General features: G+C 64.3%; 10 protein-coding genes and 1 pseudogene. 6 read left to right on the top strand and 5 right to left on the bottom strand.

Features of this window, described 5'->3' with window-relative positions:
- Positions 1-11: 11 nt before the first annotated feature.
- The 3 genes from IVB19_RS29705 to IVB19_RS29715 are packed head-to-tail and all read right to left on the bottom strand — an operon-like array spanning position 12 to position 3,559.
- On the bottom strand, positions 12-887 hold the full coding sequence (locus tag IVB19_RS29705) for an ABC transporter permease (RefSeq protein ID WP_026232671.1): 876 nt from the start codon (positions 885-887) through the stop codon (positions 12-14).
- Between the two features lie 2 nt (positions 888-889).
- Complete coding sequence (locus IVB19_RS29710) at positions 890-1,840, bottom strand: ABC transporter permease (RefSeq protein ID WP_018454102.1); 951 nt, start codon at positions 1,838-1,840, stop codon at positions 890-892.
- Positions 1,841-1,867: 27 nt separating this feature from the next.
- Positions 1,868-3,559: a peptide ABC transporter substrate-binding protein gene (locus tag IVB19_RS29715; RefSeq protein ID WP_018454101.1), complete on the bottom strand. Its 1,692-nt coding sequence runs from the start codon at positions 3,557-3,559 to the stop codon at positions 1,868-1,870.
- 216 nt (positions 3,560-3,775) lie between these two features.
- Here IVB19_RS29715 and IVB19_RS29720 point away from each other — a divergent pair, with 216 nt between their 5' ends.
- Together IVB19_RS29720 and IVB19_RS29725 are read left to right on the top strand one after the other, a co-directional pair.
- On the top strand, positions 3,776-4,408 hold the full coding sequence (locus IVB19_RS29720; RefSeq protein WP_018454100.1) for a cupin domain-containing protein: 633 nt from the start codon (positions 3,776-3,778) through the stop codon (positions 4,406-4,408).
- 142 nt (positions 4,409-4,550) lie between these two features.
- Positions 4,551-6,410, top strand: a complete 1,860-nt coding sequence (locus IVB19_RS29725) for an ATP-binding protein (RefSeq protein ID WP_039798950.1) — start codon at positions 4,551-4,553, stop codon at positions 6,408-6,410.
- Between the two features lie 176 nt (positions 6,411-6,586).
- On the opposite strand, the pseudogene IVB19_RS29730 reads toward IVB19_RS29725, so the two are convergent.
- Positions 6,587-7,605, bottom strand: a pseudogene (locus IVB19_RS29730) (helix-turn-helix transcriptional regulator).
- 187 nt (positions 7,606-7,792) lie between these two features.
- On the opposite strand from IVB19_RS29730, the gene IVB19_RS29735 reads away from it, so the two are divergent.
- The 4 genes from IVB19_RS29735 to IVB19_RS29750 all read left to right on the top strand — a co-directional run bounded on the left by IVB19_RS29735 (position 7,793) and on the right by IVB19_RS29750 (position 12,345).
- Positions 7,793-8,242: a cupin domain-containing protein gene (locus IVB19_RS29735; RefSeq protein ID WP_018454097.1), complete on the top strand. Its 450-nt coding sequence runs from the start codon at positions 7,793-7,795 to the stop codon at positions 8,240-8,242.
- A gap of 106 nt (positions 8,243-8,348) precedes the next feature.
- A complete protein-coding gene (locus tag IVB19_RS29740; RefSeq protein ID WP_247820462.1) occupies positions 8,349-9,839 on the top strand; it encodes a flavin-containing monooxygenase in 1,491 nt (496 codons plus the stop codon).
- Positions 9,840-9,941: 102 nt separating this feature from the next.
- Positions 9,942-11,015 carry a hypothetical protein gene (locus IVB19_RS29745; RefSeq protein WP_018454095.1) on the top strand — a complete coding sequence of 358 codons (1,074 nt, stop codon included), beginning with the start codon at positions 9,942-9,944 and terminating at the stop codon, positions 11,013-11,015.
- Positions 11,016-11,169: 154 nt separating this feature from the next.
- Positions 11,170-12,345 carry a YncE family protein gene (locus tag IVB19_RS29750; protein ID WP_018454094.1) on the top strand — a complete coding sequence of 392 codons (1,176 nt, stop codon included), beginning with the start codon at positions 11,170-11,172 and terminating at the stop codon, positions 12,343-12,345.
- Between the two features lie 36 nt (positions 12,346-12,381).
- On the opposite strand, the gene IVB19_RS29755 is transcribed toward IVB19_RS29750, so the two are convergent.
- Positions 12,382-13,176, bottom strand: coding sequence for an ABC transporter substrate-binding protein (locus IVB19_RS29755; RefSeq protein WP_018454093.1), 795 nt, complete (start codon positions 13,174-13,176; stop codon positions 12,382-12,384).
- Between the last annotated feature and the right edge of the window lie 231 nt (positions 13,177-13,407).

Below are 13,407 nucleotides of genomic sequence, written 5' to 3' on the forward strand. Positions count from 1 at the left end.
TAGTTTGCAGATCATGGGATGTTCATTCGCGGATCGAGCGCATCGCGCAGGCCGTCGCCGAGGAAGTTGAAGCTCGTCACGGCAAGCGTGATGGCGAGGCCCGGCGCGATCGCAAGCCAGGGCGCACTGGTGAGATAGATCTGCGCGTTGTTGAGCATGTTACCGAGGCTCGCGGCCGGCGGCTGAATGCCGTAACCGAGATAGCTGAGATAGGATTCCAGCAGAATTGCCTTGGCGACGTTCAGCGTCGCCGCCACCACGATCGGCGCAATCGCATTGGGCACGAGCTCGCGGAACATGATCCGCAGGTTCGACGAGCCGAACGCGAGTGCAGCAACCGCAAACTCGCGTTCCCGCAGCGAACGCACCTGGGCCTCGACGACGCGGGCCACCCACATCCAGGCGGTTGCCGCGATCAGCACGGTGGTGGTGACGAAGCCGGGCTCGATGAGCGCCGCGAGCGCAAGCAGCAGGAAGATGGTCGGAAAGCAGAGCATGGCATCGACGAGCCGCATCAGCACCGCGCCGACCACGCCGCCATAGAAGCCGGCGAAGGCCCCGACGACGATGCCCACCGCCATCGCCATCACCATCGCGACGAAGCCGATCGACAGCGAGACGCGCGCGCCCATCATCAGCCGCGCCAGCACGTCGCGGCCGAGTTCGTCGGTGCCGAGGATGTGCGCGCCCGACAGCGGCGGTGCGAACCGCTTCATGATATCGATGTAGGTGTCGTCGAACGGCAGGAGGTACGGGCCGAATGCCGAACCGAGAACAAGGGCGAGAATGATCACCGCGCCTGCAAGCGCAAGCCGGTGCCGACGAAATCGCCGCCACGCGGCCTGGCCGGGTGCGGGTTGAGCGCTGGACAAGTCTACGGTCGTCATCCCTAGCCCACCCGGATGCGCGGATCGACGACGGCATAGAGGATGTCGGCCAGCAGCGACCCGATCAGCACCATGATCGCCGAGAACATCAGAATGCCCATCACCACGGGATAGTCGCGATATCCGATGGAATCGAGGAACAGCCGGCCCATGCCCGGCCAGGTGAACACGGTCTCGGCGACCAGCGCACCACCGAGCAGCGTCGGAAACTGAAGGCCGCCCACCGTGATCATCGGCAGCAGCGCGTTACGCAAGGCGTGAACCGTAAGGATTCGCCATTCCGGCATGCCCTTGGCGCGCGCGGTGCGAATGTAGTCCTGGTTGATGACTTCGAGCATCGAGGAGCGCATGAAGCGGCCCCACATCGCGGTCTCCACCAGCGCCAGCACCAGCGCCGGCGCAATGAGATGATGGAGCAGATCGAGCAGGGAGCCATCGCCGACGGTCTGCCGGTTGCCGGCCGGCAGCCAGCCGAGCTTCACCGAGAACACATAGATGGTGACGAGGCCGAACCAGAAGGTCGGGATCGACAATGCGATCATGGCGCCGACGGTTGCGAGCGAATCGAACAGCGAATAGCGGCGCAGCGCACCGAGTACGCCAATCCAGCAGCCGAGCAGCACCGCGATGATGGTCGCAGTCGCCATCAGTTCCAGCGTGGCGCCGAGATGCGACGAGATCACCGCCAGCACCGCCTCGCCGTCACGATACGAGCGGCCCCAATCGCCCCTCAGCATCCGGCCGAACCAATCGAGATACTGGATCGGCAGCGAACGATCGAGGCCGAGTTGCCGCGTGACGCGGTCGAGATCCTCCTGCGTCATCTGCGCGGACGCCGCGAATTGCGAGAGCGGACCGCCGGGCGCCAGATGCAGGATGGCGAAGCCGATCGCGGACACGATCACCAGCAGCATGATCGCCTGCGCCAGGCGATTGGCGACGTAACGGGCCATCTCAGGCGATCTCGCGCGCCTGAACCATCAGGCCCAATACCATTCGCGAATGTTCCAGCAGTTGATCGACATGTTGATGTTGGGACGGAAGCCTTGCAGCCCTTCCTTCACACCTTCGGCGATGAAGCCCTGGAACAGCGGCAGGATCGCGAGGTCGTCGCGGATGAGCTTTTGCAGAGCGCCATAGGTCGTCTTGCGCTGCGCCAGATCGAACTGCTTGGCACCTTCGGCGAGAAGCCGATCCGCCTCCGGGTTGCGATACTGATAGGTGTTGTAGCCGCGGCCACCTTTGGCAGGAATGGCGCCGGAGCCGAAGCGGGGCGTCACGTCGGGGTCGCTGCCGAGCATGAAATTCACTCCCACGATCACCGAATTGAATTTCGATTGCTGCCAGAAGTCGCCCCAGATCACGGCGGCCGGCATGTTGTTGACGCGCATCGCGGCACCGATCGCGCGCCAGTCCTGGATCAGCAGCTGCTGGGTCTGCTCACGCACCGCATTGCCCGACGTCGTTGAATTGGTGAATTCGAGCTTGACGCCGCCTTTCTCGCGCACGCCGCCGGCGCCGCGGACCCAACCGGCCGCATCGAGCAGCGTGTTGGCCTTGGCCGGATCGTATTTGTGCTGCGGCAGTCCCTGCTGGAACGACCAGGCCTGTTGCGGCACGAAGCTTTCGGTCTGCGTCGGCAAGCCGTAGTTCAGCGCGTCGATGATCGCCTGCTTGTTGATCGCGAGATACAGCGCCTCGCGCACCGTGCGGTCCGCCAACGCGCCGAACTCCAGATTGGGCGCGATGTGCTCCACCGACGACGTGGATGAGACGAAGATCTTGCGGCCCTTCAGCGTCTTCGCTTCCTGCACGAAGTTCGGCAGAATGCCTTGCAGGCCGGTGTAATCGACCTGGCCGGTGCGGAACTGGGTGTAGAGCACGGTCAGGTCTGGAATGTATTTGAACACCACGCGCTCAACGTAGGGTCCCTTGGCGTGATAGGCGGTATGGGCATTCAACTGAATGTGGTCGCCCGGCACGCGCTCGCCCCAGCGGAACGGTCCGGTGCCGACAGGCGCATTGTGGAACGGCGAGGCGTTCGGATCGGTCACCTTCTCCAGGATGTGCTTGGGCACGATGAAGGTCAGCGATCCCAGGATCGACATATAGGGCGAATAGGGAGCTTCCATGCGCCAGTGAATCTCGTCGGGCGCGACGATCTTGATGTCCTTGACGAGACTATGGCCGACGCGGCTGCGCGCGCGAAAATCGGGGTTGTTGATCAGCTCAAGCGAGAACTTCACGTCCTCGGCCGTGAACGGCGTGCCGTCGTGCCATTTCACGTCGCTGCGGAGCTTGATCTTCCAGGTCAGGCCGTCGGCCGAGAGGCCGCCATTCTCGACCGTCGGGACTTCGCGGGCGAGGTCGGGAACGAACTTGCCGTCGGGATCGATGAACCAGAGCGGCGAGAACACCTGCCACCAGATGCCCTGATCGACTTCGATGCCCGGCATCAGGGGATGAAAGACCGTCGGCTCCTGCGACAGCGCCGCGATCACCTGTCCGCGCGGCTTGTCCGGCGGATTGGTCGGGCGTTCTGTCTGCGCAAATGCGTTGCCCGATAGCGTCCATCCCGCCGCGGCGCCGGCCCCGAGCTGAAAGATCTGACGGCGATTCGGATTGCCGAGATGCAGTGCCCCAACGCCGAACTTCCCGGTGTCGTCCGCCATGACCACTCTCCGTTGTCGCACGCGGCACCGTCTCCCGGGCCCCGAGACCCCGGCAAAGGGACAGGAATGGGCTTTAGTGCTTCTAAATTTTCTATCAAAAGTTCATCACGACTAAATACAGCTGTCAATCATATTGCTAGGATGCGCGACCTTTTCACTCCGACTGAAGCTCCGGAACGTCATTGTCCGGGCTGAGATGATGCATGGGAGAGCGACATGGATGGTCGCGGCGAGATCAACGATCCGAAGGATGCCCCGCCGACCGAAGCCGACGATGCCGTCGACCAGCGCCTCGGCGAGACCGTGCGGCTGCTGCGGCAGCGCGCGGGCCTGTCGATCCAGGACGTCGCCAAGAAGACCGGCCTCTCCAACGGCATGATCAGCCAGCTCGAACGCGCGCGCGCCATGCCGTCGATACGCACGCTGCGCCTGCTCAGCATCGCGCTCGACGTTCCCATCTCCTATTTCTTCGAGACCACCGATCCCGCCGACGTGCAGCGCTATATCGTGCGCAAGAACGGCCGGCGCCTGCTGCGGCTCACCGCCAGCGGCGTCGTCAAGGAAGCGCTGACGCCGGCAGACAAAGGCCAGCTCGAATTCTACGAGCTCACGCTCAATCCCGGCGCCTCGTCCGGCACCGACTTCCTGCAGCACACCGGCGAGAAGGCGGGCTACATCCTTTCAGGCAGCCTGCGGCTGTGGCTCGACAACCAGGCCCATCTGCTCGACGCCGGCGACAGCTTTCGCTTTCCGAGCATCGTGCCGCACATGTTCGACAACCCGACCCAGCAGACGGCCCGCGTGATCTGGGTGACGACGCTGCGCCAGACCGATTCGCCGGCAGGTTGAAAGCGCCGCCAGCCCGGCACCACCGCAAATTGCCCCTCGACGCTGCCGCGCGGAATCTGTAGCTCACATCTGTAGCTCACGTGGAGCCGGTCATTGACAGGGCGGACACGAGGGTCTGCCACTGACGCGTTGGTGTGAGACCATGAAACTCAGGCGGCTTCTGACACTCGCGATGGCCGCGCAGGTCATCGTGACCGCGGCGGCTCTCCTCGTCTCCTATGCCGCGACCGGAACCGGGTTCGGCATTGCCCAGATCGTCGCCATGCTCGCAAGCGGCGCCATTGCGGTCCTGCTCGCTCGTCTGTGCACGCGCGCGATCGAAACGGCGCAGGAAAAACGGGCCGCCGCGCTACTGACCGAGCAGGCGCGGGCCAGCGCACAGATGACGCAAGCGGTCATCAAGACCGCGCTCGATGCCTTCGTTCAGACCGACCAGAACGGCATCGTGCTGGAATGGAGCCTTCAGGCCGAGGCCCTGACGGGATGGACGCACAAGGAGGCGCTCGGCACGGACGTCGTCAATCTCCTCATCGCCGAGCCGCTGCGCGACGGCTTCAGGCAACGCATGATGCGGCTGCTGCCGGAATTGTCGGATACGCCAATCGGCATCCGGTTCGAAGCGACCCTGCTGCACCGGGACGGCGACGAGATCCTGATCGAGGCCTCCAGCACGGCGCTCCACATCGGGGGGCGCACCCTCATCAACAATTTCGTCAAGGATGTCACCCAGAAGCGCGCCGCCGAGGAGCAGCTGATCCAGGCCCAGAAGATGGAGGCGATCGGTCAGCTCACCGGCGGCATTGCGCACGAATTCAACAACATGCTCACCGTGATCACGGGCACGATCGAGATCCTCGCCGACGCCGTGAAGGATAATCCGCCGCTCGCGACCATCACCAAGCTGATCAGCGACGCCGCCGATCGCGGCGCCGCGCTGACGTCGAGCCTGTTGTCCTTTGCCCGCAAGCAGGCGCTCAAGCCGGCCGAGAGCGACATCAACGAGCTGCTCGAAGAGCTCGCAAAGCTGCTGCTGGCAACCTTCGACAAGAAGATCGAGATCGTGACCCGGCTCGACGGCAACATTTGGCTCGCCCTCGTCGATCGCGGCCAATTGAGCTCGGCGCTTCTCAACCTCGCGATCAACGCCCGCGACGCGATGCTGGACGGCGGCAGACTGACGTTGACGACGCGCAACGTCGTGTTCGGCGTCCGCGAGGCCGTGGCGGTCGGGGCCGGCTATGCCGGCGACTATGTCGAGATCGAGATAGGCGATACCGGCACTGGCATTCCGCCGGCCATTCTGGAGCGGATCTTCGATCCCTTCTTCTCGACCAAGGACATCGGGAAGGGCACCGGGCTCGGGCTCAGCATGGTGTTCGGATTCATCAAGCAGTCCGGTGGCGGAATCAAGGTCGCTTCCGAAGAAGGACGCGGCACGACTTTCACGATCTATCTGCCGAAGGCGGAGGCGAGCACGCTTCGCCCCACCGGCTATGACGAGCGCAAGGTCGTGGGCGGGACGGAAACCATTCTTTGTGTCGAGGACGACCGCGACGTCCGCCAGTACGTCACGGTTCAGCTCGAAAGCCTCGGCTACAAGGTCATCCCGGCCGCCAATGCAGCCGAGGCACTGGCCATCGCGGCCGAAGGCACGCCCTTCGACCTGCTTTTCACCGACATCGTGATGGCCGGCAGCTTGAACGGACGAGAGCTCGCCGACGAGATGGTGGCATCGCGCCCCTCGCTGCGGGTGCTCTTCACGTCGGGCTATGCCTACGACGCCCCGCATGCGCAGGGGCGCGCCACCAAGGGCGCACCGCTTCTGACAAAGCCCTACCGCAAGGCCGAGCTCGCGCGCATGCTGCGCCGCTCTCTCGACACCGCTGTCGACGACGCGGGCGATCCGATCCCGACGCCCTATTCCGTGCAGGCCGATCTCGAAGGCTTTCTGCGCAGGCAGGCGGCTGAACGCGATGGCGCGACAAGGTCGCGGAAGACCTAGGCCATCCGCTGCGAATTCCAACGCGGGTGGCATGGTTGAATGGTCAATCAACGACAAGCTAAAAGACTGCGACGATCAGTATTGCTGGGGCGATGTTACTCAGGCGACGACGTTCAAATGATGCCGCGTCTTCGCGCCGCGCGCTCCCCAACCGACATCGGGAAGCCGCCGGCGCATCAGCTCATCTTCCGCCGCAGCGTCGCTGACGGCGTCTCGCCGAATTTTTCGCGATAGGCGCCGGCCATGCGGCCGAGATGGGTGAAGCCGAGATCGAAGGCGATCTCGGTGATCGAAGTGTCCAGCTCGGCTTGCGTGAGCCGGGTGTGGAGATTGGCGAGGCGCATGTCGAGCAGCATCTGCGAGATCGACACGCCGAAATGACGGCGGAAACCGAGCTGTAGCGCGCGGATGCCGATCCCGGACTCACAGGCGAGGTGCGCAACGTCGAGCGGCTCGCAGGCATTCGCCGCGAGGCAGTCCCGCGCAGTGTGCAGCGCGCGCGGCAGACGCTCGCCCTGGCCCGAGAACGTTCTGATCGCGTCGGACAGGCCGTGCCGCTGGCCGTCGAGGAGGTAATGAAGCAGCGCCTCGCGCCAGCCCGCGGTCGCGACCGGTGAAAGCCTGCCGGACGGTCCGAGACCTTCGGCGAGCATCATCAGCTCGACGAGCTTCGCCGCGAGGCCGCGCGCGGCCGGCACGTTCAGGTCGAGCGTAGGGTCGAACTCGACCGCGCCGGTCGCCCTGCCCGACAATGCCGCTGCGCGCTGCTCGACCATGCGGCGGTCGAGCAGCAGGATCGCTTGCGCCGACTCGGTCCAGATCATCCGGGTCGGGATGGTCGGCGACAACAGCGACGCCGTCCGTTCCGGCGCTGTGTCGAGTTCGCGGGTACCTGCGCGGATACGGGCCGTGCCGGCGAGCGGGATCTGCACCAGGAAGAAGCGGTCGAGGCAGCCGGGATCGATGGTGACGGATCCGCCATAGGCGACATAGTTGATGGAAAAGCCGTCGAAGGCGGCACAATTGTGCCTGGCCGAGAAGCCCGACCTCCGCATCGGCGTCAGATCATGCGGGCAGAAGATGCGCCCGACCTGCTCGGCCGCTCGTCGGCGTCGTCGGTGGTGACGCGGGCGAAAGCCGCGAGCCTTTCGGCCGCGGATCGAGGCGTGCTCATTTCCAGCTCGGCTGCGGACATCGCCGACCACGCTTGGCATCACGGAATATTTTAAACCTATAATAGTTCCCCGTCCCCGGAAAGAGCCCTGTCGCAAAAACGTCGTGCCGCACGGCACAGGACGTGTCCGGATTCGTTTAGCGGATAGACAGCAGCCCGCGCCTGACCGAAGCTCCACCCTCGTCGGGATCCACGATGGAGGCGAGCCATGACTGCACTCGAGAAGGGCATTACCGCGAACGGCACGGGCTATGGCGGCAAGACCTGGAATATTCTGGGCCAGGTCTATTTTCCCAAGGCCGTCACCGATTCCACCTTTGCCTTCGAGACCAACAGCGAGCCGGGCCAGTTCGTGCCAGTGCACATCCATCCGACCCAGGACGAATTCATCCTGGTGCAGGAGGGCACGCTCGACCTCAAGCTCGACGGCAAATGGGTCAAGGCCAACGCCGGCGATCTCGTGCGCCTGCCGCGCGGCATCCCGCACGGCTATTTCAACAAGTCCGACAAGCCGGCCCGCGCGCTGTTCTGGGTCTCGCCGATGCAGAAGCTGGAGGCGCTGTTCAACCAGCTCCACAATCTGGCCGACCCCGCCGAGGTCGTGCGCATCTCGGCCCTGCACGAGGTCGACTTCCTGCCGCCTGAAGCCAACGACTAGGCGGCCGCCCCACTCCCATTTCTGTTTCGTCGCAGGTCCAGCGGCCGCGCAGCGCGGCCGAACGCGGCCTGCTGTGCCCAGAACATTCGAGCTCGCGAGCAATCCCATGGTCAACCCAAAGCATGTCTGCGTGATCGGCGCCGGCGTCTCCGGCCTTGCCGCCGCAAAGGCGTTCTCGACCCGCGGTCACCGGGTCACCATCATTGAACGCAGCGCCGATCTCGGCGGCGTCTGGGAGCCGGCGCGCTCCTATCCGGAGGTGCAGACCCAGAGCCCGAAGGAGCTCTACCGCTACACCGACCGCGCCATGCCCGAAGCCTATCCGGAATGGCCGACCGGATCGCAAGTCCACGCCTACCTCGCCAACTACGCACGAATTTTTGGCCTCGACCGTATGCTGCGTTTCAACACCAGCGTGTCGGGCATGGCGCGACGCGCCGACGGCAGACCAGGCTGGACGCTCGCGCTCTCGGACAAGAGCGGCGCCAGCACAGCTGAGGATTTCGACTTCGTCGCGGTCTGCACCGGACAGTTCTACGAGCCGCGGGAGCTGCACTGCCCAGGCGAAGACGGCTTTCTAGCACAGGGCGGGCAGATCCTGCATTCATCGAAATACAACGATCCTCAAGTGGTGAAAGGACGGCGCGTCGTCGTGCTCGGCGGATCGAAATCGGCAACCGACATCGCGGTGAACGCCGTGAAAGCGGGCGCGCGTGAGGTGACGATCGTGATGCGCGAGCCGGTCTGGCGCATTCCTTATTTCATCGGCGGTCTCGTGAACTTCAAGCGCATCCTCTACATCCGTGCGCAGGAGGAGATGTTTCCGGGCTGGGGCATCGGCGCGATGTCGCGCCTTGCGCATCGCATCGCAGCACCGTTCGTCTGGGCAAACTGGCGCGGGCTGGAAAGCCTGTTGAAGGCGCAGCTCAAGCTGAAGCAATGCAACATGGTGCCGAAGGAGCGGATCGAGGACGGAGTCAACTGCTCGGTGCCGATCGCAACACCCGGCTTCCATCCGATGGTAGCCGACGGCCGCATCAAGGCCGTGTTCGGCAGCTTCGATCATTACGACGGTGACACCATCGTGATGAGCGGCGGCGAGCGCGTGGCGGCCGATGTCGCGGTGCTCGCGATCGGCTACAAGCTCGGCGTGCCATTCCTGCCCGCCGCGTACCAGGCAAAACTGGTCGATGCGGATGGGCAGTACCGGCTCTATCGCCTGATCGCCAATCCCGACCTGCCGGAGCTCGGTTTCGTCGGTTTCAACTCCTCGTTCTGCACCGTGCTCTGCGCCGACCTCGCCGCCAACTGGCTGGTCCGTTACGCCGACGGACAGCTCGCACGCCAGCCGACCGCGCAACAGATGCGCGACAACATCGAGATGATGCTGCACTTCAAGCGGGTCGAACGGCCGGCTGCGGGCGTCTATGGCGGCCTCTGCGTCGCGCCCTATCACTACCGTCACTTCGACGAGCTGATGGCCGACATCGGCGCCAAGGAGCAGAAGCGCGGCGGGCTCGCGGGCCACTTCCGGCCGCCGGACGCGGACGCCTATGCGCGGTTTCTCGCCTCCGTGCCGGATTACCAAGCGGCGTGAGGCCGCGAATTCGGGCCGAGTGGGATTTGCCGCTCGCCAGCCCTCGCCTCCGATGCTTACGATCCCCTTGGCCATCGAATCGACAGGCCCAGGGAACCGGCCATGAGAGCACGACATCGCGCCGCCGCAGTCATAACGGCGCTTGGGCTGATCCTTGCGACCTTCGTCCCGAGCCTGGCGCAAACGCTCACGGCCAGGCAATCGGAGGCGGTTGCGACCTACGAGCGTGCGCTCGGCGATTTCAAAGCGATTCTCTCCGAGCGGCGCCGCCAGATCGACGCCAAACAGCCGCTGCCGAACCTGCCGGGCCAGGCGCTCTATCTGGCACGCGTCGCCGTGATCAGTGCTTACAAGGATCTCACCGACGTCATGCCGTCGCGGACCGGCAGGCCCAACAAGTTCGAGATCCCGCCGGCCTATTTCGATGCCGACATCGAACCGCTGGTGGACGAATACTCAAAGCTGTTCGAGATCATGGAAGCGCCGCCGGCCGGCGCGCAGAACTCGGCGACACCGTTCAAGGACGTGGTGGATCTCGCGGTCGCGATCGCACGCGCCAAGGGGTTGGCGCCTGACCACGCCGAAGCCGCGGGCCGGATCAGTCTGGGGCTGTTCTTCGCCGAGACCAACGGCAAGCAGAACGTCCGCAACGGGCGCTCGAACACCTATATGGGCAGCTTCCAGACCGGCCCGTCCGAGGACCGCAACGGCCATAGGAAATGGGACGCCATCAAGGGCGAGATCGCGGCCGCCGATCCCGGGTTGAGCGCGCGCGACGACAAGGAGGAGGCGCGGGCCCGCGGCACCGATCATCGCTTCAATCACTGGACCAACGTGCGCGACGGCCTGATGAACGCGCATGCGGATATTTTCCGGGAGATCCCAGGAATCGTGAAGACGCTGCCCGACCCGATCGACCAAATGAAGCTGTTCGAGCTGATCCAGATCGTTCCCACGCCGACGCGGGCGGCGCTCAGGTCCGGCGATCTCCTGAACTACAGGGTGTCCAGTCCGACGATCATGAAGCACCTGCGCAACAACAGCATCTTCGCATTCGGACAGGCCGACCGGGCGCGCACCTCGGCAAGCTTCCGGGAAATCCTTGGCGCGATGTGGCTGTTCAAGCGGAAGTTCGAGAAGGCGATGGCGAAATACGCGGAGATCAAGCCACGCTGAGGGGCCTCGCCGCGTGGCACGCGACTGAGAGGCTAGCTCCCGCCTTGTAGCCGTCCGTCGGCGTCTTCAAAGGCAAACGCTCGCCACCTGGTCATTGCGTCCTGCGCCCGGTGCATTTAGCTTCTCCGGACAAGAACAAATCTCGGGGGGACATATGACAGCCGCTCTTCGCAAGCGCACGCGCCGTGCCGCATGTGCTTTGATCTCAACATCCCTGGCGGGCCTCGCCAATTTCGCCGCGCACGCCGAGATCGTCGTCACGGCCAATGACGGCAAGATGGTGCTCGAGAACGGCAGCGCCCTGGTGCGCAAGCAACCACTGCCGGACACGGTGAGCGTCATCGACTTCACCGACGGTGCCTTGAAACTTCTAGGCGAGGTGCCCGCCCCGGCCAGCGTCGTCGGACCGCCGCCGAGCGTGGCAATTGCGCCGGATGGCGCGTTCGCCCTCGTTACCGGCGCGATGAAGCTCGATCCCGCGGATCCGACCAAGACGGTGCCCGACGACAAGCTTTCGGTCATCGACCTGAAATCCACGCCGCCCAAAGTACTGGCGACCTTGCAAGCCGGCGCGGGCGCTGCCGGCGTTTCGATCAACCGCGCGGGCACGCTGGCGCTGGTTGCGAACCGCAGCGAAGGAACGGTCTCGGTCTTCACCATCAGCGGGGGCACGCTTGCGCCCGTCGGCAAGATCCAGCTCGGCGACGCCAAATCAGGCCCCAGCCACGCGGTCTTTTCCCATGACGGCGCGACCGCGCTGGTCACGCGCGACGGAGACAGCGAGATCTCGCTTCTGACTGTGGACGGGAGCAAGGTCGAGTACGCCAAGCGCGATCTCTCCGCGGGCATCCGCCCCTACGACATCGATGTCACCGGCAGCGCCGCCGCCATCGTCGGCAATGTCGGCGCCAGCAGCGGCGACAACGACTCGATCAGCCTGATCGACATGACGGCGAAACCGATCCGCGTCGTCACGACAGTCACCGTCGGGCAGACGCCGGAAGCCGTGAAGATGTCCCCGGACGGCAACTACGTGGCCGTGACCGTCATGAACGGTTCGAACAAGCCGTCGGCGTCGCCGTTCTTCAACGATTTCGGCCTGCTCAAGGTCTACAAGATTTCGGGCACTGACCTTACGCCGGTGACGGAAGCGAAGATCGGCCATTGGTGCCAGGGCATGGTGTGGTCCAAGGAGTCCAAATATGTCGTGGCCCAGTGCATGGTCGAAAACGAGCTGATCGCCTTCTCGTTCGATGGCAAGGCGCTGAACAAGACATCCACGCTCAAGATGCAAGTGAGCCCCGCGGGCATCCGCACCGCGGAGCCGTAGGGCCGGAGCGCGGCGCAGTCATCCTGCGCCGCCGTCCTATTCGGTGCGGATCGGCGCGTCCTTCAGGCCATTGCTGTCGTAGGCCTTGCGCAAGGTGCCATTCGTCACCGCCTCGTTCATGAATTTGGTGACGAAGGTCAGCGCTTGGGGGTGGCCGAGCGGTACAGCGACCGCCGTGACGGTCTTCTTGAAGGTCTCGTCGAGCACGCGCGTGCCCGGGATCTTCTGCGCCATCTTGTTGAGCTGGTCGCGCGACAGCGCAAACGCATCGATCTGGCCGCTGCTGAGGAGGCCGAAGATCTCGTCATAGGTCTGATAGCCCGTGACCTTCGCATTCTTCAGATGCGCGGCCGCGCCGCGCATCGTGGTCGTGGCGTTCACGGCCGCGACCTTGATGCCCACCTGATCGAGCGTGGCGAAATTGGTGACGTTCGAGCCTGATTTGACGATGTAGGTGGCGTCCGCGACCTCGTAGATCGGGCCGAACATCATCCTGCTCTCGCGCTCAGGATCTTTGGGCAACCAGGTGACGTCCCAGTTGCCGTTCGATGCCGCGTCAGTGATCTGCCCTGAATTCTGGTACACGACATATTCAACGGGCACGCCGAGTTGCCCGGCCATCTCCCTGCCGAGATCGACCGGCACGCCGGCATAGCCGTCTCCGGTCTTGGTGGACCAGAACGCGCCGCCAGCCAGGCTGATCGCAATCGCGACCCGCAGCTTGCCGGTCGGTGCGATCTCGTCCTTAAGTCCATCGCCTAGCGCGGGCATGACGACCGCCGCTGCGAGAATGAGGCCGGCAAGGACCGACTTAAGGACCGACGTGGGCATGTCATGATCTCCCGACCTTTTCTTCTTGTATTCTTCTCTTGTTCGTCCCGACCGCTTCGCGCGCCGTCGCTCGGCCTGTGACATAATTCTGGTCGATCGGGTGCGCGATGAAAAGCGGTTTGTGATGGCAAAACTGCCAAAGGCCACAGCGCGGTCCGCAGCGCAAGGCCGACGACTGCCATGGCTATGGTGTTCCACGTCCGGGCATTTGTTGGTAGCCTCCCGCCTCGA

Origin of the sequence: Bradyrhizobium sp. 187 (genome assembly GCF_023101005.1) — a bacterium.
Taxonomy (GTDB): domain Bacteria; phylum Pseudomonadota; class Alphaproteobacteria; order Rhizobiales; family Xanthobacteraceae; genus Bradyrhizobium; species Bradyrhizobium canariense_D.

Excerpts from the sequence above, each read along its gene's own strand:
- IVB19_RS29740 (WP_247820462.1), top strand. The coding sequence starts at position 8,349 with ATGGTCAACCCAAAGCATGTCTGCGTGATCGGCGCCGGCGTCTCCGGC.
- IVB19_RS29735 (WP_018454097.1), top strand. The coding sequence starts at position 7,793 with ATGACTGCACTCGAGAAGGGCATTACCGCGAACGGCACGGGCTATGGC.
- IVB19_RS29745 (WP_018454095.1), top strand. The coding sequence starts at position 9,942 with ATGAGAGCACGACATCGCGCCGCCGCAGTCATAACGGCGCTTGGGCTG.
- IVB19_RS29755 (WP_018454093.1), bottom strand. The coding sequence starts at position 13,176 with ATGCCCACGTCGGTCCTTAAGTCGGTCCTTGCCGGCCTCATTCTCGCA.
- IVB19_RS29715 (WP_018454101.1), bottom strand. The coding sequence starts at position 3,559 with ATGGCGGACGACACCGGGAAGTTCGGCGTTGGGGCACTGCATCTCGGC.
- IVB19_RS29750 (WP_018454094.1), top strand. The coding sequence starts at position 11,170 with ATGACAGCCGCTCTTCGCAAGCGCACGCGCCGTGCCGCATGTGCTTTG.
- IVB19_RS29710 (WP_018454102.1), bottom strand. The coding sequence starts at position 1,840 with ATGGCCCGTTACGTCGCCAATCGCCTGGCGCAGGCGATCATGCTGCTG.
- IVB19_RS29725 (WP_039798950.1), top strand. The coding sequence starts at position 4,551 with ATGAAACTCAGGCGGCTTCTGACACTCGCGATGGCCGCGCAGGTCATC.
- IVB19_RS29705 (WP_026232671.1), bottom strand. The coding sequence starts at position 887 with ATGACGACCGTAGACTTGTCCAGCGCTCAACCCGCACCCGGCCAGGCC.
- IVB19_RS29720 (WP_018454100.1), top strand. The coding sequence starts at position 3,776 with ATGGATGGTCGCGGCGAGATCAACGATCCGAAGGATGCCCCGCCGACC.